Here is an 18412-nt window from a genome sequence, read left to right on the forward strand (position 1 = left end):
ACTGGACGCAACTACAGTAGCCGGAGGATAAAACGATACTGGAGTCTATCGACGAAACACACCGTCAGCCACCCCGAGAGGTGACTCCCGCGTGTCATGATGTGGCCGCATGCGTTGTGAGTGTCCGCCCTCCGAATTCGAGTTACTCACGCTCGTGTCCCGAAAAGTTGCTCGAGATTGCCACGTAGAGTGCTGTGTGCCTGTGTTCGATTACAATCGCGCTGATTTACAAAGACGCGTCGTTCGCATTGCTTGTGTTTATACCTCATTTATACCCCTTATACAAACTTCACTATTCGTATCCACATATAGGGAAGGTTTACCATCAGGGGTTCCGCTGGAATAGACATGAGCATGAGTACAACCGAGGACGGTGCCGCCGCCGGCGAAGAGACCCTCTCTGAGGACGAATACCGCGAGCGTCTTCGTGACCTCCCACCGAGTGCGAAACTGGTCGCGAAAGTGCTCGAAGCCGATTCGCCGCTCTCGCAGGGCCAACTCGCCGAGGAATCGCTCCTCCCCGACCGCACCGTTCGCTACGCCCTCAACCGACTCGAGGATGTGGACCTCGTCGGCTCTCGATACAGTTTCCGCGACGCGCGGAAACAGGTGTACTACCTCAAACGCTGACCGGGCCGGACGAACGCTGCCTGCTACCACGGTTCACAACACGGGGATGCAGTGTGGGGTGGCCGACAGGCGCTTTGCATCGACGTGCCGATATACACTTTTTCGTGCGCTCGGAAGTCTCGAGGTATGTCGCTCACTCGCTGTCCGGTCCCGGTATCCACGTACGCGCCGACTGGAACGACGAACGCCTATCTAATCGGCCGTGAATCGGCAGTTCTCGTCGATCCGGCGGCGCGGACCGACGAACTCGATCGACTCGTCGCCGACCGGTCGGTCGAACACATTCTCGCTACGCACACCCATCCCGACCACGTCGGCGCACTCCAATCCTACGCGAACGAAACCGACGCGACCGTCTGGGCCAGGTACGGCCGACGGGAGCGATTCGCCGACGCGACCGGTCTCGAGCCCGATCGAACCCTCCAACCGGGAACGACCCTTTCCGTCGACGACGAGCGAATTCGAATCGTCGGAGCGCCCGGACACGCGGCCGACCACATCGCTCTCGAGGTCGGGTGCGGTGGCCCGATTCTCTGTGGCGACTGTGCGATACGCGAAGGCAGCGTCGTCGTCGGCGCACCCGACGGCGACATGCGCGCGTACGTCTCGACCCTTCGACGCCTCTGGACGATGGACCCGCCGACGCTTCACCCCGGTCACGGCCCCGTGATCGACGACCCTCGAGCCACCCTCGAGCGACTGCTCGCACACCGTCGACGCCGCGAACGAACGGTCAACGACGCGGTCGAATCCGGTGCCAACGATCTCGAGGAAATCCTCGAACGTGCGTACGAGAAAGACCTCTCGGGCGTCCGCGAACTCGCCCGCGCAACGGTCGTCGCTCACCTCGAGAAACTCGATGTGGAAGGGCGACTCGAGTGGGACGGCGAGCGAGCGACCGCTCGAGCGCGGAGCGACTGACTTTTCCCCGCTCGCGGGTAGTACTCGGTGTGCAATCACTCGAGGCAGAACTCGAATCCGCTCGTGCACTCGACGTCGCCGACCTCGCGGACGCCATCGAGTCGATCGGCTTCGAGTGCACTCGCTGTGGGGCCTGCTGTAAAGGCCACGGTGAAGAAGAACACACGGCGACGGTGTTCCCCGAGGAGATCCGGACGCTCGTGGATCGAGAGACGAGCGATGGCGACCCGACCGACAACGTTTCGGCGGCCAGCGAGGCGTCCGATGACGAGACAGACGACGACAATCACGAGACGGACACCGGCGAATACGACTGGCGAGACGTCGCTCGCCCGATGCCCTACGGCCTCAGCGAAACGGACGACGGCCTCGAGGGGGAGACCTTCGAGTGGGCGCTCCAGACCGACGGCTGTGGCGACTGCACCTTTTATGAGACGACGGCCGACGGGACCGGCGCCTGCAGCGTCCACGAGGATCGGCCCCTGATCTGCCAGACGTACCCCTTCAGTATCGACCTCGCTGGAACCAGCCAGCCGATGGGCGAGGCGGTCGACGAAGCGGGCGACGTTCGCGCCCACGAGTGTGAAGGACTCGGACGAGACATTTCGCGCGAGGACGCCGAGGCCCTCGCCCGGACGCTCAAAGACCGGACGATCACCGAACTCGAGCAAGCGATCGGCGTCCGAGACACCTACGAACCCGCCGACCCTGACGCCGGCGAAATCGTCGTTCACGACGCCGAAGGAGCGAAACGCGACGACGGGACGCCACTCGAGAAGTAACGACGGTCGGAGTCGTATTTCTGACACCGAAATCGATAGGCCATTGAGGGCCTTCTTCGAAGCAATTCGCATGAGCCTCGAGTGGGAACAGATTACGCACATCACGAAAGTCGACCCTGCGAAGCCCCTCCCGTCCGATCTCGGCGTCCTCGAAGGAACTGATCTGGTAATCGTCGGCGGCTCCGACGGCGTGACGGAGGAAAATACGATCGACGCCATCGAATCGATCGCGAACACGTATCCGTCGGTTCCCGTCTTTCAGGAACCCTACAGTGCAGCCCACGTCTCACGCGAAACGATCGAAACGGCGGACTTCGTCGCCGTCCCGGCCGTCTTCAACGGCGACCGAACGCACTTCGTCGGAAAACACACCGCCCTCTTCACCGAAATCGCTCGCAAACCCGAAGACCTCCTCGGGGCGAGCCTTCCCGTCGTCGGTAACTTCATCGAGTCGAAGGGCGTCGACGCTGTCGCCGACCTCACGGAGACGCTCGTGGGCGAGGGGTACGTGGTCCAGCACCTCGACTCCGCCGCGGCTTCGGTCTCGGGGGTCGACACCACGTACACGCCCGAACAGGTCGCCGGCGCTGCCCTCGCGACGGAGACGTTCTACGGCTTCCCTATCTTCTACATCGAGTACTCTGGCACCTACGGTGGTACCGACGACGTCGAAGCGGCCGCTCGCTACCTCGAGGACACCCAACTCGTCTACGGGGGTGGGATCGACAACCAGGAGAAGGCCACAGCCGTTCTCGAAGCCGGTGCGGATGCGATCGTCGTTGGCGACTGTTTCCACGACGACCCGGCACAGTTCCGAGCGACGATCCCGAAATAAGGCGACGCTGTGGGTGCTCGGTCGTTTTCATCCGCCGTCGCAGTCGTTGTCTGTACACTCCGTCGCAGTCGTGTCAGTACTCGGCGCGTACGCTGTATCGGTGACTTGTCGGCAAAAGGGCGGTGTCGTTAGAACGTCTCTTCGACGATCTCGCCGACCGCGAAGTTCGATTTGACCTCGGTGACTTCCACCTTGACGCGTTCGCCGACGTCGGCGTCGGGGACGATGATAACGTACCCACGCTCGACGCGAGCGATACCGTCGCCCTGCTTCCCGATGTCCTCGATTTCCACGTAGCGCGTTTCGCCGACGTCGACTGGCGGTTGTGGCTCCGACGGCGCGGTCTGTGGCTGTGCCGTCGTCGACTCACTCTCAGTCGCTTCCTCACGTGAAATGAGTGCGACGCGATAGACATCGTCGGGATCGATGTCCCCAGTTTCGACTTCTTGTCGTGGCACTTCGATGACGTAGCGATCCTCCTCTTCTGTAACGTCCGCACTGAACAAACACAGGAGCTTTTCAGATATTTCCACAGGTAGACCCTCGTTTCACCTCTGACTCTCATTCGTAATAGAACTACCGACAGGATACCACGCCAACATGGTACCACACCGTGCCTCGAAACTCGCTTCACTCGCCACATCCGCAACATAGCGCGCGTTCGGGTCCGGATTTACTGTACGGGCTCGAACGCCCGCGTCGTCATGAATTGTGAGACATCGAACGTCGTGTCGAGTTCGGCGTCTGCCACCGTCTCGTAGGGGCGGTTGACGACGATGTCGCCCGCCGTACTGTTCCCGACTCCGGGAATCACCGTGAGTTCGTCCATCGACGCCCCGTTGAGATCGAGCGGATAGGGGACGCCGGTGACGGAGCGATACCCGTGGTCGACGACGGCGACGTCGAGCGTCGATCCGAGTTCGCGCTCTCCCGGAATCCCGACCAACAGCGGATAGGTCCCGAGTTGTCGACCGAAGGTCTTCCCGTCCTGGTGGTACTCGAGGTGGACGTCAGGCAAGACGGTTCCCGGCGGCGCGACTCGCTCGAGCATCGGCTGGTCGATCTCTTCGCGTACTTGCTGTTTGTAGCGTTTGAACAGCTTCTTGTGGTCGTGAGCGATTTCGGCACCCGTGTCGGACATGTCGGTGCCGTCGAAGGACATCACCTGCCGGATATTGATCCGCCGGAGCATGTAGCCCTCGTTGTAGACTCGCTCGAGGAATTTCCGATTCCGTTCGTACGTTTCCTCGCGTTCGCCCTTGAGCCCGTGGAGCAGGTTGATGCCGGGAAGGAGTTTGGGCAGCCGTCGCGGCGTGTCGTCGTCTTCGCCCGTGATCACGGCGCCGTCGCTCGCGCGGTCGGAAGGCCCCGGATCGTCCGGTCCCCCCGGCCGCCAGCCAGCCTCCTCGTTGACGATTCTGACCGCTTCGAAGCACTCCTCGGCGCTGACGTTTAGATTGTTCTCCTCTTGGACGAGTGGATCTGCGGACTCGAGGCCGAAGGCGGCCGTATCACCCGGCGTATTGTGTTCCGCGATGATCCGAATCCCCTCCCGACTCGCTTCGGGCCACTCGACGATGGTAATCGGGTTCATGTTGTCGAGGTGAAGCGTCTCGAGGTCGGGCGCAACGTCGCGGATACCGCCGTAGAGCTGGCTGAGGGCGTCGGGATTGGGCGCTTCACCGTCGCCGCCGTAGGCGAGGATGTCGGCCTGTCGGCCGATTCGGAAGTGCTTGACGCCGTAGTCGGAGAGCGCGTCGACTTCGCCGACGACCGTGGGCGGGGGCCGGAAGGTCGGATTGCCGTACAGCGGTTCGGTACAGAACGAACAGCGATAGGCACAGCCTCGAGAGGTCTCGAGTTCGGCGATGAGGTAGTCGGGGTGATTCGGATGCTGTTCGACGACGAACGCCCCGCCTTGGGCCCAGCGAGAGACTTCGTCGACGTCTCGCATTCGGTTGTTGAAGCCTTCGAGACCGCTCTCGACGAGGTCGTAGACGGCGGCCTCGACGTCACCTTTCGCGACGAAGTCGAAGTCGAGGTCCTGTCGCTCGGTTTCGGTCGCGCCGGCGTTCTCGTCGCCGACGCCGAACTTGATGGGGCCGCCCATCAGGCTCGTGCCGTTGGCGGTCCAGGCGAGTTTGCGCACCTCGTCGGGTTCCGCGGGCGTGCCACCGACGTACTTTCCGGGGACGGTCATGCCGCCGAGGTAGATCAAGAGGTCGGCCTCGTCGACGTCGCGCCAGCGACCGGGCTCGTCGCGCAGGCCGTCGATCGTGTGATAGGTGATCTGGCCTTCGGGGACGCCCGCGTCGACGAGCGCACCGGCCGTGTATCGCGGGTACGTCGAAATGTACGGCGGCACCCCGAAGTGAGCGGGCTCGTCGACGTAGCCGTCGACGATCGTCACCGAGAGCGTCTCGGGGTCAGTCATAGCGACAGGTAGCGCCTCGAGTGGTAAAACGGTGACTACACGCACGTAGGCGTGAGTGGCCCCCGGCCGAAGGCGACAGCGAGCAGACTCCGACGACGAACCCCGACGTTGATAGTCGTGCTCACACTACAGGTGGGTATGCCACCAACCGAGGAACTCGTCTGTACCGACGACGATTGCGTACTCGACCTCTTCGAGAATCACTACACCTACGACGTGCCGGACGACCTCGAGGACCTCGCGCTCTCGTGTCCCGTCTGTGGCGGGAGCACCTGCCTCGAGCGCGTGGACCTCTGACTCGAGTACCCCCAACCGGGTGACGTGGCTCCTCAGACACACCGCAGATCGGTCGGACGTGTCAGACGTTTATTTTGGCGCCACAAAAAATATAAATAGGTATGTTGTACCCGCACATACCAAATGACGTCAATGGCTTTCTCGGTCTTCGTTACACATTCACATCCTCGTTCCGTCGGTGATTACGTATGACTCCAGGGTACCTTCGGGAGTCGATCGGTAACGCCCTCTATCGACAGGTCGGGCGGGCGAACGGGCAGGTCCAGAGCCATCGCTCGCTCCCCGTCGACATTCTCGAGAGCGAAACGACCTACCAGGTCGTCTTCGATGCACCGGATGCCGAACCCACTGACATCGAGGTCAGGTATCTCGAGGGGACCGTCAAAATCCGAATCGAGCGCTTCCGGCAGTATCGCGACGGCTACGAGATGCGCTTTCCCGGCCGCGGAATGGAGTTGACCGGATCGGCCGAACTGCCAGCAGACGCCATCGTCGAACCCGACGCCGGCGAGGCGACGCTGACGGAAACCGGAACCCTGCGCATTACGATCCCTAAGGGATCCCGCGAGGAGGAACCGACGGCAGAGAGATCAGCTGATTCGTCGGCCGAGACCGACTCCGTTTCTCACTCGTCGTCGACCGACTCGTCGACACCGGCCGGCGAACTCGCCGTCGACGAGCAGTAACTCGGATTACTGCTCGGAGTCGAGCGTCATTCCGTCGACGATATCGAACGATTCGTCGCCGTCGAATCGAGTCGGGTCGAACGCGTCGATACCGTCGTCGCCGAGGACCTGCTCAGCCAGTCGCTCGCCGATCGCCGGCGCGCGCATGAATCCGTGTCCGTGGAATCCAGTCGCGACGTAGAGTCCGTTCTCGAGTTCCCCGACGAGCGGATCGCGATCCGGCGTCGCCGTACAGAGGCCCGCCCACGCCCGCTCGAGTTCGATCTCGAGGTCGGGAAGACGGGTTTCGACGCGCGCGAGAATGTCTTCGGTGAACTCGCCGTCAGCGCTCCGATCGACCGAATCGGGGTCGGCTTCGACGAACTCTGTGCCGTCACCCGCGAGCAAGCCGTCAGGGTGGGGCCGCACGTAAAATTCGTCGCTCGCGTCGTACCACATCGGCTCCTCGAGGTCGGCGCTCGCGACGAGCGCCTGCACGCGATACGGTTTCATCGCGATCGACACGCCGTCGTCATCGAGCAACGATTTCGTGTGCGCGCCCGCCGTAACGACGACGGCGTCGACCTCGCGTCCGGCTCCGTCCGGGAGGACGACTCGAGAGGGGTCGGTTCGGACCTCGACGGGCGTGTTCGCCTCGAGCGTCGCGCCGGCACCGGTCGCGGCCGCGGCGAGACTCGCCGTGTACCGCCTCGGATCGGTGTAGCCCGCCGCGCCGGCGATTCCCGCGACCGCGACGTCGTCGGTCCGGAGCGTCGGGAACCGCTCGGCGAGGGAGTCGGCGTCTGCCTCGAGGGCGACGATGCCCCGTTCTTGCATCTGGCGAACCTGTTCGCGGATCGCCTCCGCCCGATTCGAGTCGCCGTCCCGTGCGAACCAGACGTAGGGACACTCGACGAACGGGAACGTGTCGTCGCCGGAGAACGCCCGAAATCGTTCGATCGCCTCGCCGGCGATTTCGGCGTCGAGGGAACCCGCAAACGCGTTGTAACAGATGCCAGCAGCGCGCCCGCTCGCACCGCTTGCGACCTCGCCGGCGTCGTAGAGCGTCACGTCCGCGCCCGCTCGAGCGAGGTCGTACGCCGTCGTCGCGCCAACGGCACCAGCACCGACGACGGCGACCTCGAGTCCGGTACCCGATTGCGTGAACGCGTTCGCGCCGACTGCAATATCGGGGTCGTCTTCGGGCGTCATCGTCGATCACGTACCGAGTGTCGATACCAACCCCGTCGACGCGATACCCTTCCACCACCATCGTGTGTACTCGTCGTCATGTGGGGTACTGTGGAGAGGAGGTACTTACCTCTGGGTGGTACGCGACGCGTCCTGTGGCCGACCGACTCACGAGCGAAGCGACTCGAGGCCCTGTGCCGGATAGCCGACGACGGTGGTCGCCCCGGAGTCGCGAAGTCGCTCGACCCGTTCGCCGACCGCTTCCGGGGAGCCGACGAGCGCGTACTCCGTGGCCGCCGCGAGCAAGACCTCACGTGCGCGAGCGCTCGCACTCGAGTCGGTCGCTGCGCCGTCGGGGAGTTTCCGGGAGACCGGTCGGCGACGGGCGACGTACTCGCCGACGGCATCGAGAATCGCGTCGTCGTCCGTCGTCAACACCGTCGGGGCGTAGACCGCAATCTCGCCGCCGAAGCCTGCCGTTCGGAGGGCTTGTAGTTCCTGTTCGGTCGTCCGCGAGAGGAGGTCGTACTGGGTCGCGCCCGTCGCCATGGCGATCCGTTCGACGCTCTCGGTGCCGACCCAGGCGTCCGGATCTGACTCGAGGGCGCGACCGAATCGGGGAGCGACGGTTCGCTCTCGCTCCGTCTCGGTGAGATACCCAGGGTGGCCGGCGACGAGAATTCGACTGACTGCGTCGGGGACGTCCGTCCAGAGCGAGTCGTCTCCGAGCGGATCGAACCCGTCGGCACGGACGGGCGTCGTGAGGTAGACGGAGCCCTCGCGGGCGAGAGAGCGCAGCGTTTCGGCGGATGGGACGTGCTCTCGGCCCTCGTAGTCGATTGCGAGCGTGTCGACTGGAAGTACTCTGGCCGTTTCGACGGCACATTCGGTTGGCTTCAGCGCGATTGCATCCAGACCGGCGCGGGCGACGGTATGTTCGGTCAACATCGATAACGTCACTCGCTCGACGCGCGGTAGGTTCCGACGTGGTCTCCATCGATCGGTCTACCGTCGTCGACGCGATTGTCGGGTCTGCGGGGTCGACGCGCAAAAATCTGGCGTTCCGTCAGGATCGATCGATCGCTCAAAGCCGATTGCCTTCGGCCGACGCGAGTCCACAATCTACTCGTATGAGGGACACAGACTCTGTGTGTGAACGTCGCCACATGAGTTCGCTGAAAGGGGATTTCGGTCGGGGGCTGATCGTCGTTGGACCCGTCCTCGTGACGCTCGTACTCCTCTACATTCTCTACTCGTTTATCGCGCGATTCACGCCTGCCGTCCTCATCAACGCCGACGTACTCGGCGTGTTCCTCCCCGGCGTCAACGAGTTCGTCCTCGCCCAACTCGCAGCCGTACTTCGCGTCCTGACCTTCGTCGCCCTCCTCTGTCTCGCGATGTACGGGATCGGACAGACGACGGACACGACGACGGGCGAAGTCCTCGAGGGAATCGTCGACTATCTCGCCAACCGCGTTCCCCTCATTCGAGTCATCTACAACGCGTCGAAAACTGCCACCGAAACGGCCCTCGGCGCGGGCGATACGCTTCAGACGCCCGTCAGACTCGAGACGTGGAACGGGCTGCGGATGACGGCGTTCAAGACGGGCCGCACGACGACCGACGGTCGCGTCTTGCTCTTTTTGCCCACCTCACCGAACATCACGACCGGGTTCGTCCTCGAGGTCTCACCCGAGGAAATAACCGAACTGGACGAAACCGTCGAGGAAGCGCTCACTCGAGTCGTCAGCGCCGGATTCGGCGATGCCGATCGAGCGGAGGCGGACATCGACGAACTCTCCCTGTCCGTCGTCGGCGAGATGGAGATCGAACGGGGCCCGCCCAAGAAATAGCGGCGTCGTGGCTCGCTCCATCGTCGTAGCTCACTCGACATACCGACGGCGGTTCACTCGGCCCGGTCGACTCGCTCGGACGCGTCGAAATCGGTCGCCAACTCGAGTAACTGGACGAGCATTCGGCCCGTGGCGCCCCAGACGGTGTAGCCGTCGACGTGGAAGTAGTGGATGACCATGTCGCCGTAGTAGGGGTGATCGCGGTGCTCGTACTCGTAATTCGCCGGATCGAGGAGCTCGGTCAGCGGCAGGACGACGATTTCGGCAACCTCGTAGCCGTCGCGTTCGTACTCGCGGTCTGGCACGTGGCCGACGAACGGCGTGACGGCGTACTCGGAGACCGTTCGAATGTCGTCTAACCGGCCGACGATTTCGACCTCGTGGGGCTCGAGTCCGATCTCTTCGTGAGACTCTCGAAGCGCGGTCTCGAGGATCGTTTCGTCGATCGGTTCGGCACCCCCGCCCGGAAAGCTCATCTGGCCGGGGTGTTCGCCGAGGTCGTCCGATCGCCGCGTAAACAGCAGGTGGTCCTCACCGTCGCGTTCGACGATGGGGGCGAGGACCGCGGCGTCGTACTCCTGATCGTCGATCTCGAGCGGTTCGTGGCTCGCGACGGGCTCGAGCGTTAGTGTCGTCTGGGTCACGCGTGATCACACTCGTTCGGAGCTGGCCGAACTCGAGTCGGAAACCGGGTGAGGCTCGTCCGCGTTCGTCGGTCGCGCGGCCGGGGGAGCGGTCGATTCACTCGAGTGACGCCTCCAGTTGGTCGCGCTCGTTCGCGAGGTCGACCGGCGCCCACGCTTCGACGTCGTAGCTGATGTCGATCAGTTCCTCGAGATCCGCGTCGGCCGGGTTCTCGGTCGCCGTCTCGACAGCCTCGAGGAACTGCTCGCGGGCGGTCTCGCCGAGCGCGTCGCGGTCGAGTCGCCGTCGGTCGACGTCGAGGATGTGCGGGACGTCTTCGGCGTGAGCCGGCACCGACGGGAACGCCGTCGGACCGGCGACCAGTACCGTCGTCTCAGCCCCGTTTCCGCGTGGCTCGTGGCGAACCAGCGCAAACGACTCGATGGCGTCGTCGATGGCCGCTTCGAGGGACGCTTCGTCGAGCGATCGGCCGTCGGCCCGATATGCGGCTTCCGAGAGCGCCCGCTCGAGTTCGGAGCGAGTCAACGCGCCGAAGAGGTCGACCACGCCGGCGAGTTCGTCGGCGGTCGCGTTCATACCCGCCACAACGAAGGGCGGGAAGATTAGTCTTGTGCGCTGCCGTCGACGCGCCCGAGCGAGCGCCGTTCGGATCGCTGGTCCGTTCGCCAGGGGCGTGTCGCCTCGAGTACCGCCGTCGCGTCGAACGGCGCGTCCGCCCAGCGCGGTAATCTTCGGTCCGGACCCGGCGGCGTGATCGACTCGGCGTATCGAGCGAGCTGGTCTCGCTCGCTCGCCGGATCGTACGCGAGGCCGTTGAACGCCGCGTCAGCGCGATAGTGACCGACAAGTCCCTCCCCAGTCGCGAGAAACCGCTCCTGGAGGGTCTCGTAGTCGGGATCGACGCCGCGTTCCTCGACGACGCGCAACAGTTCGCTGGCGACTTCGCGGCTCATCCCCTCGAGTCCGGTCTCGCCGGAGACGCCGCGGTGGTCGTGTTCGTGTCGCCCAAGGTCGACCTGTGCGGTTCCGTCAAACCCGGCGGCGTCGAACGCGTCGCCGAGCGTTCCGACCTCGAGCCCCCACGCTCGCGGGGCACGGAGTTGCCGTGCGAGGTCCGAACGCGCGGCGAACTCGCCCGCGAGGGCGTAGCGAAACGAATCCAGATACGCCAGAATATCCTCGTTGTGTTCGTCCGCGAGCGTCCGGACGAGTGGCGTGTAAAAGAGCCGAAAGAGACGACCGTAGAGCCGTTCGTCTTCGATTCGCGCGTAGTAGCCCTTCGAGAACGAGAACCCCATCGTCAGCGGGGCGAGCAGTCGGTGGACGTGCGAGGCGTCGTAACTCCGGACGTCGGCGTCGTGGACGACGACGAACTCCGCCGCTGTCGTGGCGGGGCCAAGCGCCAGCCAGACGTCGCGTCCTTTACCCGCACCCGGGGACACTCCGGCCGCCGCGAGTCGCGATTCCATCGCTGGTGAGTTACACCAGAGCACCTGAATCGGGAGCGAGAACGACTCGAGCCACTCCCGAACCGGGCCGATACTGTCGGCGTCGGCGCGAACGGGAACGACGACGGCCGCCGGCGCTGGTGCGAGCGACTCGAGTTCCTCGAGCACGCGTTCGGCCGCGGGACTCCCATGCTCGCGGTCGGTCATCGGGACGACGACGGCCGTCTCGGCTATCGCCGCCGTCGTGTCGGCGCTATCTTCGCACGCCGAGCCACCGAATTCGTGGAGCGTCGCGATTCGCTCCTGGACGTACTCCATCGGTGGAGTGTTCGGCTGGACCGGTAAAATGGTCACGACTCCGGCCAAAGACTGTCGCAACGCAGGCTCGCGTCTCGAGCGTGCTTTTCGCCACCCTCGATACGTGGTTTCCGTGACGAACGAAGAACGCTCGTTCTTTCACCAGCTTTCTCTCAAAAATATTGTCGTTCAGCTGATGGGAATAGTTCGGAAAAAGCACCGGTCTTTTTCTCCCCCTCCTTCGTAGGAGCGCAACATGAAATCGATCCGAAAGGCACTTCGCGAGGGTGAACTCGATAAAGACACCTACGATAGACTGGTCTGTGGCGAGTGTGAACAGCCACTGAAGACCGAAAACGACCCGGACAAAATCGCCACACTTCGGATCTGTCCGGAGTGTGACGATACCTGGAAGGAGATTCGCTAGCGCGGTCACGAAACTGTCCGGAAACGATCACGGTGACCGATCGGTCACCCTTGGCCACAGATCACTCGAGTTCGTCGCGGCGAGGCTCACGGTGACGGCCCGTCACTCGCTCGAGGGCACGTTGTAGCGGCCCGAGACCGGGATAGCCGTGTCGTCGCCAGAGGACGAACGCGAGTGCAGCGAAGACGAACTCCGAGAGAAAGTACGGATCGGTCAGCGAGTCTTGGAGGAGGGCCGTGATGGTCGGCGGCCCCTGCTCGTACTCCTCGACGCCGACAACCGGCCAGAGGAGGTGATCGGCACTCCCTTCTTCGCCCCAGAGGGCTGGGACGGCATCGACGATAACGTGTGAGAGCGCACCGATCGCGAAGGCAACGCCGTACTCGCGACGATCGTACGCTCGAGCGAGGACGTAGGCCGCGAGCGAGAGCGGAACGATCGTGAACAGTGAGTGTGTGAGCGTCCGTCCGGTCGGAATAACGCCCAGATACCACGCCAGCGGTTTGTCGACGAGGTCCGGAAACTGACTCCCGAAGACGAGAATAATGACTGGAATCGCTGCTGGCCGCGCATCGAAGCGAACGCGGGTCGCAATCGCGTAACAGAGATAGGCGACGGCGACGTGTCCGAGTGGCCACATGCTGGGGTGTGAGATGTGTCGACGGCCTATAACAGATGTGATCGAACTCAGCGACCGTTCAGCTTCCTCGGAAAGCGAGTCCGTCGTCGATCTATCGGTCTCGGTCGACTGTCTCGCCGGGTTTCGTCGTCGCTCCGGGTGAGAGTTTTAGCCCCGGCGTGAGACTCGAGTTGATACCCGTCTTGACGTCGTCACCGGCGACGATTCCGAACTTTCGGCGGCCCGTCGAGACGCGTTCGCCCTTGACGGTAAACTCGATAGCTGCATCGTCGTGTCGCAGGTTCGCGACGTTCGTTCCCGCGCCGAGGTTGACGTCGCGACCGAGGACGCTGTCGCCGACGTACGAGAGGTGACTGACCGACGCGTCGCGTGAGAGCACGCTGTTTTTCACTTCCGCGGCGTGGCCGACTTTCGCGCCTTCGTCGATCAGCGTTGCGCCGCGAACGTACGCGTTGGGCCCGACGGTTGCACCCGAGCGAATCAACGCGGGCCCCTCGATCACGACGCCGGATTTGACCGTTGCACCCGGCTCGACGACGACGTCACCCTCGAGGTGGGCGTCTTCGCTCACGTCGCCGTCGACGCGTCGCTCGAGGACGGAGAGTTTCCACTCGTTGGCCTCGAGTAGTTCCCAGGGGCGGCCGACGTCGAGCCACCGCGAGAGCGTGACGGGGCTGACGTCGAACTCGTCTATTACCGTCGCGAGCACGTCCGTGATCTCGTGTTCTCCGCGGTCGCTTTCGGGGACCTCGAGCCACTTGCGGGCCGCCTCGGGAAATGCGTACGCGCCCGCGTTTGCGAGATTCGTCGGCGGATCGGCCGGCTTCTCGACGATGCCGGAGACCGAGTCGCCGTCGGTGCTGAGGACGCCGTAGTTTCGCGGGTCGTCGACTTCGATGGCGCAGACGGCCGGACACTGTTCGAAGAGTTGCGCGATCGCGGCCGGATCGTAGAGGTTGTCGCCGTTCAAGACGGCGAACGGGCCATCGAGGTGTTCGCTGGCAGCGTTGACGGCGTCTGCCGTGCCAGCCTGTTCGGTCTGGACCGCATAGGAGACGGGAACACCGCGATATTCCGGGCCGAAGTACTCGCGGACGGTATCGGCTTCGTAGCCGATGACGAGGACGATTTCGTCCGCGCCGGCGTCGATTGCAGCGTCGATCGTGTGGGCGACGAGGGGCCGGTCGGCGACCGGCAACATTGGTTTCGGGACCGAATGAGAGAGTGGTCGAATACGCGTGCCCTGCCCAGCCGCAAGAACGACTGCTTTCATGTATCTCGTTTGTTCCACGAACCGTCGGATAAGCGATTCGCTACCTCGCAGAGACAAGTATCTATTTTCTAGTATAAAGCGTGCAGATATCTTGAACGAGAACATACGAGAGCGATCTCGTTCGGTAGCCGACGACGGGGTTAGTCGTCGGTCGTCGTAATGTCGGCCGAAAGTCCCTGTGCCATCTCGATGTCGTCGGCGTTGTTGATCGTCCAGGCCGTTCGCTCGGTGACGGCCTCGATGGCCTCTCGAGCGCTCGGATAGCCGTTTCCGGACTTCTTGACGCCGCCAAAGGGTAACTGCACCTCCGCGCCGATACACGGGAGGTTCGCGTACGCGAGACCGATTTCCGCCCGATCTCGGAACGCGTTCAACTGCCGGTAGTCTTCGGAGACAATCGCGCCCGCGAGGCCGTAGGGGGTATCGTTGTGAATCTCGAGCGCGCGGTCGATGTCGCCGTCGTACTCGATAAGGGCGACGTGCGGGCCGAAACACTCCTCGTTCAAACAGCGCAGGTCCGGCTCGTAGTCGATTTCGTAGACGAACGGGCCGACCCAGTGGCCGTTCGCGAAGCCATCGGTTCGCTCACCGTCGCCAGCGATGGCCGCTCCCTCCGCGTGACCGTCGGGAATCTCCTCGGCCTCGAGTTCGAACCGATCGACGAGCACATCGGCACCCTCCTCGACGGCCAGTTCGTTGTGCCGGCGGATCTTCTCGACGTGGTCGTCTTCGATGACGGGCCCCATGAACGTGTCCGCCTCGAGCGGGTCGCCGACGGCGATGTCTTCGGCGATGTCGACGAACCGCGATTTGAACTCGTCGTAGACGTCGGTGTGGACGATCAGGCGCTCCGAGGAGACGCAACGCTGGCCGGTCGTCTTGAAACTCGACATGATCGCCGAGTGGACCGCGACGTCGAGGTCGGCTTCTTCGGTGACGACGATGCCGTTCTTGCCGCCCATCTCGCAGGCGGCGAGTTTGCCCGCTTCGCCGCCGACTTTGCCCGAGATTTCGTGGCCGACTTCGGCGGAGCCGGTGAAGAGGACGGTGTCGACGCGGTCGTCGTCGGTGATCGCCGCGCCGGCGTCGCCGTAGCCCTGGACCATGTTGAACACGCCGTCGGGAACGCCGGCCTCGTCCATCATCTCGGCGATGACCTGCCCGCACCACGGCGTCTGTTCGGCGGGTTTCCAGACGACGGTGTTGCCTTCGACCAGCGCGATAGCCATGTGCCAGAAGGGGATCGCGACGGGGAAGTTCCACGGCGTGATACAACCGACGACGCCCCGTGGTTTGCGGCGCATGTAGGCGTCCTTGCCCGCGACCTCGCTCGGAACGACGTCGCCGTGGGGATGGCGGGCGTTGCCGGCGGCCCACTCGACCATGTGCCAGGCTTCGGTCACGTCGGCTTTCCCCTCCGAAATCTCCTTCCCGCACTCTTTCGAGACGATTTCTCCCAACTCGTCGTGACGCTCGCGGAGCTCGTGGTAGATGTCCCAGAGGTACTCCGCGCGATCGATGTACGACAGTGATCGCCACTCCTCGAACGCCCCCTCGGCGGCCTCGAGCGCCGCGTCGACGTCCTCCGCCGTTCCGCGCTCGAATGTCGCGAGCGATTCGCCGGTTGCTGGGTTCTGACTCTCGAAGCGTTCGGCCTCCTCCGATCGAGACGCACTCGAGTCGTCCGTCCACTCGCCGCCGATGTAGTGGCCGTGTACCTGTGTCGTGGCTTGTTGACTCATGGCAAATATTACGACGAGTATCGTGAAAACCCTGCTGGTGAGTTACACGACGAGGAGTGGTTATCGGCGACCGAGGTCCGCCGCTCGCTCGAGTTCGCTTCTGAGCGTCGCGGCGTCGAACTCGTGGTCGGGGCGCATGCGGATGAAATCGAGGAACCGGCGGGCGGAGAGCAACTCGTCGGGGTCGTAGACCATCGCGGCGGCGCGAACGGTGTCGCGGGCACCGATTCGGGGCTCGAGGATGGCGAGCGCGCAGGCGAGGTCGTAGGCGGTGGTCTCGTCGACGCGGTCGTCGTGGACGTTCGTTGCATCGATGACGTAGAATTCGTCCTCGAAGAGCAAGATGTTCTCCGCGCGGAGGTCGCCGTGTGCCATGCCGTGGTCCCGAAACGTCGCCAGCATCGAGAACAATTCCGGCGCGCGTTCGGTGACGAGCCAGTCCGGCGCGTCGTCCAGCGAGCGGAATTCCGGGAGGTACTCGAGGACGAGCACGCCGAGGCCGTTGACCTCGAAGGCGTCGATCGGTCTGGGCGCGTTGATCCCGATGTCGCGCATCCGTTCGGTCGCCTCGTACTCGTGTTCGACCATCTCTCGGGGCGTGTCGAATCGGCCGAAGAAGCCGCCGGTGCCCGCCGAGACCGCGCCGACGTTTCGCCCGGTCGTCAACACCGCGTGGACGAGGGCGTTTTGCCGTGAAACGATCTTGACGAACCACTCCTCGTCGATGACACAGGGCGTCGAGAGCCAGTTGTCAGCCTCGAGAAACTCGACGCGAACCTCCTCGCGGTCGTACCGATCCGCCAGCGTCTGGATCACGCGCTCGAGGCGGTCCCACTCGACATTTCCTCGCGCGAGCCGGCGGATATCCATATGTCTGGTGTGGGTGCTCGGGCGTTAAATGCATCCCGAACTATCGCAATCGGTACGTGTCAGGGACGAAGTCGATGGCTGATTCGGCGTCGTTCACCCCTCTCACCGGCGCACGAAATGTGCCGTTTTGCGTCCGTCTGCGGACGAGAACAGTATTATTATCATCGAGGCTACTGAACTCGTGGCTAACATGGACGCGATCGACGATCTCAGCGACGCACTCGAGACGACACGGAACGTGTTGACCCCGGTGAGTCTTGGCTTCTGGCTCAAACTCGCGGTCGTCGTCTTCTTCGTCAGTTCCCTCGGCCTCGGCGGACCGATGCTCCCGGGTGGCGACGTGGGTGCGATCCTCGAAGAGCCAACCGCCGGCGAGCAGGGAGGCGAAGAACTCGAGGCGCTCGAAGAGGACGTTCCCGTCGATGAGATCTTGCTCGCATTGGCAATACTGCTCGTGATCGGGTTAGTTCTCTGGCTCGTCTACGCGTTCATTGCCGCGATCATGGAGTTCGTCTTCATCGAGACGTTGCGCTCGAGTGAACTCAATTTGCGGAGTTACTTCGGAGCCAATCTCGGAAACGGCGTGCGATTGTTCCTGTTTCGAATCGGCGTATTGCTCGCGATGGGGGTGCTCGCAGTGGGGCCAGCGCTCCTCCTCGAGGTGACGGGAACCGGACTCGAGGCCGCTTCGGGCGGAACGTTCGGCATCTACTTGCTTTATGGCATCGCCGTCTATCTGGGCTATTCGATCGTCCAACGGTTTACGAGCGAGTTCGTCGCTCCGATCATGCTCCTCGAGGATCGTGGCGTCCTCAGCGCCTGGGGGCGACTGTGGCCGACCGTCACGTCGAACGTGTCGGAGTACCTGGTCTATCTGATCCTCGTTTGGATCCTCTCGTTCGCGATTTCACTCGGCGTGTGGTTCCTGATCTCTTTCGGTATCCTCGCCCTGATGATCCCCTTCGTCATCGGCTTCGTACTGCTGGCGTTTTTGGGAGAGATCGGGTTCGTCCTCATGCTCCCGCTCGGCGTCCTCGCGTTCGTGTCGGTACTGCTGTTCGTCGCGCTCGTCTGGACGCCGATCACGACGTACTTCCAGTACTACGCGCTGCTCGTCCTCGGTGACACGAACGACGAACTCGACCTCATTCCCGACCAGCGCAACGCCGTTCGCTCCGGTAACGGCCCACAGACGCCCCGCGATGGAACTGCGAGTCGAGGGGACACCCAAAGCGGCGACGGCGCGTGGGGACGCGACTCGAGTGGGAGCGACGAGGGAAGCCTCTGGGACGATACCGACGACTCGGACCCGTGGGGTGAACCAGACGACGGCGACGGCACCGGCGATACCGACGATGGGCCGTCGTGGGACGACGCCGGCGGCGACGACGACCGAGATCGCACTGGTACCGAGGACGAATCAACCGACCGTGACGATGACACGCGCGGCTGGTAACGTCGC

General features: G+C 63.5%; 20 protein-coding genes. 9 read left to right on the forward strand and 11 right to left on the reverse strand.

Annotated elements, in window-relative coordinates:
• Positions 1 to 348 precede the first annotated feature (348 nt).
• The 4 genes from BB347_RS02545 to BB347_RS02560 all read left to right on the forward strand — a co-directional run bounded on the left by BB347_RS02545 (position 349) and on the right by BB347_RS02560 (position 3168).
• Positions 349 to 630 (forward strand): MarR family transcriptional regulator, encoded by a 282-nt coding sequence (locus BB347_RS02545; RefSeq protein ID WP_076578705.1) that lies wholly within the window; start codon positions 349 to 351, stop codon positions 628 to 630.
• 126 nt (positions 631 to 756) lie between these two features.
• Complete coding sequence (locus BB347_RS02550; RefSeq protein WP_076578703.1) at positions 757 to 1551, forward strand: MBL fold metallo-hydrolase; 795 nt, start codon at positions 757 to 759, stop codon at positions 1549 to 1551.
• A 29-nt stretch (positions 1552 to 1580) separates the two neighbouring features.
• A complete protein-coding gene (locus BB347_RS02555) occupies positions 1581 to 2333 on the forward strand; it encodes a YkgJ family cysteine cluster protein (protein WP_076578701.1) in 753 nt (250 codons plus the stop codon).
• A gap of 70 nt (positions 2334 to 2403) precedes the next feature.
• Positions 2404 to 3168, forward strand: coding sequence for a heptaprenylglyceryl phosphate synthase (locus BB347_RS02560; RefSeq protein ID WP_076578699.1), 765 nt, complete (start codon positions 2404 to 2406; stop codon positions 3166 to 3168).
• 128 nt (positions 3169 to 3296) lie between these two features.
• Here BB347_RS02560 and BB347_RS02565 read toward each other — a convergent pair whose 3' ends face one another.
• Both BB347_RS02565 and BB347_RS02570 read right to left on the reverse strand, forming a co-directional pair.
• The gene (locus tag BB347_RS02565; protein ID WP_076578697.1) at positions 3297 to 3701 is read right to left on the reverse strand and encodes a TRAM domain-containing protein; all 405 of its coding nucleotides are present in this window, start codon (positions 3699 to 3701) and stop codon (positions 3297 to 3299) included.
• A 140-nt stretch (positions 3702 to 3841) separates the two neighbouring features.
• Positions 3842 to 5602, reverse strand: coding sequence for a radical SAM protein (locus BB347_RS02570; protein WP_076578695.1), 1761 nt, complete (start codon positions 5600 to 5602; stop codon positions 3842 to 3844).
• Between the two features lie 138 nt (positions 5603 to 5740).
• Here BB347_RS02570 and BB347_RS19175 point away from each other — a divergent pair, with 138 nt between their 5' ends.
• The gene (locus BB347_RS19175) at positions 5741 to 5899 is read left to right on the forward strand and encodes a DUF7559 family protein (RefSeq protein ID WP_168170922.1); all 159 of its coding nucleotides are present in this window, start codon (positions 5741 to 5743) and stop codon (positions 5897 to 5899) included.
• 188 nt (positions 5900 to 6087) lie between these two features.
• A complete protein-coding gene (locus tag BB347_RS02575) occupies positions 6088 to 6585 on the forward strand; it encodes an Hsp20/alpha crystallin family protein (RefSeq protein WP_076578693.1) in 498 nt (165 codons plus the stop codon).
• Between the two features lie 6 nt (positions 6586 to 6591).
• On the opposite strand, the gene BB347_RS02580 is transcribed toward BB347_RS02575, so the two are convergent.
• Positions 6592 to 7776 (reverse strand): NAD(P)/FAD-dependent oxidoreductase, encoded by a 1185-nt coding sequence (locus BB347_RS02580; protein ID WP_076578691.1) that lies wholly within the window; start codon positions 7774 to 7776, stop codon positions 6592 to 6594.
• A gap of 147 nt (positions 7777 to 7923) precedes the next feature.
• The gene (locus BB347_RS02585; RefSeq protein ID WP_076580154.1) at positions 7924 to 8703 is read right to left on the reverse strand and encodes a DUF7388 family protein; all 780 of its coding nucleotides are present in this window, start codon (positions 8701 to 8703) and stop codon (positions 7924 to 7926) included.
• A 218-nt stretch (positions 8704 to 8921) separates the two neighbouring features.
• Between BB347_RS02585 and BB347_RS02590 the strand changes: the two genes are divergently transcribed.
• Entirely contained in the window at positions 8922 to 9608 is a 687-nt protein-coding gene (locus BB347_RS02590) for a DUF502 domain-containing protein (RefSeq protein ID WP_076578689.1), read from the forward strand.
• Between the two features lie 53 nt (positions 9609 to 9661).
• On the opposite strand, the gene BB347_RS02595 is transcribed toward BB347_RS02590, so the two are convergent.
• The 3 genes from BB347_RS02595 to BB347_RS02605 all read right to left on the reverse strand — a co-directional run bounded on the left by BB347_RS02595 (position 9662) and on the right by BB347_RS02605 (position 12019).
• Positions 9662 to 10252 carry an NUDIX hydrolase gene (locus BB347_RS02595; RefSeq protein ID WP_076578687.1) on the reverse strand — a complete coding sequence of 197 codons (591 nt, stop codon included), beginning with the start codon at positions 10250 to 10252 and terminating at the stop codon, positions 9662 to 9664.
• 97 nt (positions 10253 to 10349) lie between these two features.
• Positions 10350 to 10829 carry a DUF7109 family protein gene (locus BB347_RS02600; RefSeq protein ID WP_076578684.1) on the reverse strand — a complete coding sequence of 160 codons (480 nt, stop codon included), beginning with the start codon at positions 10827 to 10829 and terminating at the stop codon, positions 10350 to 10352.
• A gap of 26 nt (positions 10830 to 10855) precedes the next feature.
• Complete coding sequence (locus tag BB347_RS02605) at positions 10856 to 12019, reverse strand: glycosyltransferase family protein (protein WP_076578681.1); 1164 nt, start codon at positions 12017 to 12019, stop codon at positions 10856 to 10858.
• A gap of 235 nt (positions 12020 to 12254) precedes the next feature.
• Here BB347_RS02605 and BB347_RS19180 point away from each other — a divergent pair, with 235 nt between their 5' ends.
• Complete coding sequence (locus BB347_RS19180) at positions 12255 to 12425, forward strand: HVO_0758 family zinc finger protein (protein ID WP_168170923.1); 171 nt, start codon at positions 12255 to 12257, stop codon at positions 12423 to 12425.
• 61 nt (positions 12426 to 12486) lie between these two features.
• Here the strand turns inward: BB347_RS19180 and BB347_RS02610 are convergent, their stop codons facing one another.
• From BB347_RS02610 to BB347_RS02625, 4 genes are all read right to left on the reverse strand, one after another.
• Positions 12487 to 13065, reverse strand: coding sequence for a metal-dependent hydrolase (locus tag BB347_RS02610; RefSeq protein WP_076578679.1), 579 nt, complete (start codon positions 13063 to 13065; stop codon positions 12487 to 12489).
• Positions 13066 to 13156: 91 nt separating this feature from the next.
• A complete protein-coding gene (glmU, locus tag BB347_RS02615; RefSeq protein ID WP_076578677.1) occupies positions 13157 to 14338 on the reverse strand; it encodes a bifunctional sugar-1-phosphate nucleotidylyltransferase/acetyltransferase in 1182 nt (393 codons plus the stop codon).
• Between the two features lie 140 nt (positions 14339 to 14478).
• Positions 14479 to 16080 (reverse strand): aldehyde dehydrogenase family protein, encoded by a 1602-nt coding sequence (locus tag BB347_RS02620; RefSeq protein ID WP_076578675.1) that lies wholly within the window; start codon positions 16078 to 16080, stop codon positions 14479 to 14481.
• A 60-nt stretch (positions 16081 to 16140) separates the two neighbouring features.
• On the reverse strand, positions 16141 to 16950 hold the full coding sequence (locus BB347_RS02625; protein WP_076578673.1) for an RIO1 family regulatory kinase/ATPase domain-containing protein: 810 nt from the start codon (positions 16948 to 16950) through the stop codon (positions 16141 to 16143).
• Positions 16951 to 17140: 190 nt separating this feature from the next.
• Between BB347_RS02625 and BB347_RS02630 the strand changes: the two genes are divergently transcribed.
• On the forward strand, positions 17141 to 18406 hold the full coding sequence (locus BB347_RS02630) for a DUF7544 domain-containing protein (RefSeq protein ID WP_076578671.1): 1266 nt from the start codon (positions 17141 to 17143) through the stop codon (positions 18404 to 18406).
• Positions 18407 to 18412 lie beyond the last annotated feature (6 nt).

This window comes from Natronorubrum daqingense (genome assembly GCF_001971705.1).
In the GTDB taxonomy this organism is placed as follows: Archaea; Halobacteriota; Halobacteria; order Halobacteriales; family Natrialbaceae; genus Natronorubrum; species Natronorubrum daqingense.

Bases quoted from the DNA above. Each gene is read 5' to 3' on its own strand.
- BB347_RS02585 (WP_076580154.1), bottom strand. From the start codon at position 8,703: ATGTTGACCGAACATACCGTCGCCCGCGCCGGTCTGGATGCAATCGCG.
- glmU (WP_076578677.1), bottom strand. From the start codon at position 14,338: ATGAAAGCAGTCGTTCTTGCGGCTGGGCAGGGCACGCGTATTCGACCA.
- BB347_RS02570 (WP_076578695.1), bottom strand. From the start codon at position 5,602: ATGACTGACCCCGAGACGCTCTCGGTGACGATCGTCGACGGCTACGTC.
- BB347_RS02580 (WP_076578691.1), bottom strand. From the start codon at position 7,776: ATGACGCCCGAAGACGACCCCGATATTGCAGTCGGCGCGAACGCGTTC.
- BB347_RS02625 (WP_076578673.1), bottom strand. From the start codon at position 16,950: ATGGATATCCGCCGGCTCGCGCGAGGAAATGTCGAGTGGGACCGCCTC.
- BB347_RS02610 (WP_076578679.1), bottom strand. From the start codon at position 13,065: ATGTGGCCACTCGGACACGTCGCCGTCGCCTATCTCTGTTACGCGATT.
- BB347_RS02600 (WP_076578684.1), bottom strand. From the start codon at position 10,829: ATGAACGCGACCGCCGACGAACTCGCCGGCGTGGTCGACCTCTTCGGC.
- BB347_RS02550 (WP_076578703.1), top strand. From the start codon at position 757: ATGTCGCTCACTCGCTGTCCGGTCCCGGTATCCACGTACGCGCCGACT.
- BB347_RS02545 (WP_076578705.1), top strand. From the start codon at position 349: ATGAGCATGAGTACAACCGAGGACGGTGCCGCCGCCGGCGAAGAGACC.
- BB347_RS19175 (WP_168170922.1), top strand. From the start codon at position 5,741: ATGCCACCAACCGAGGAACTCGTCTGTACCGACGACGATTGCGTACTC.
- BB347_RS02630 (WP_076578671.1), top strand. From the start codon at position 17,141: ATGGACGCGATCGACGATCTCAGCGACGCACTCGAGACGACACGGAAC.
- BB347_RS02560 (WP_076578699.1), top strand. From the start codon at position 2,404: ATGAGCCTCGAGTGGGAACAGATTACGCACATCACGAAAGTCGACCCT.
- BB347_RS02575 (WP_076578693.1), top strand. From the start codon at position 6,088: ATGACTCCAGGGTACCTTCGGGAGTCGATCGGTAACGCCCTCTATCGA.
- BB347_RS02590 (WP_076578689.1), top strand. From the start codon at position 8,922: ATGAGTTCGCTGAAAGGGGATTTCGGTCGGGGGCTGATCGTCGTTGGA.
- BB347_RS02620 (WP_076578675.1), bottom strand. From the start codon at position 16,080: ATGAGTCAACAAGCCACGACACAGGTACACGGCCACTACATCGGCGGC.
- BB347_RS19180 (WP_168170923.1), top strand. From the start codon at position 12,255: ATGAAATCGATCCGAAAGGCACTTCGCGAGGGTGAACTCGATAAAGAC.
- BB347_RS02605 (WP_076578681.1), bottom strand. From the start codon at position 12,019: ATGGAGTACGTCCAGGAGCGAATCGCGACGCTCCACGAATTCGGTGGC.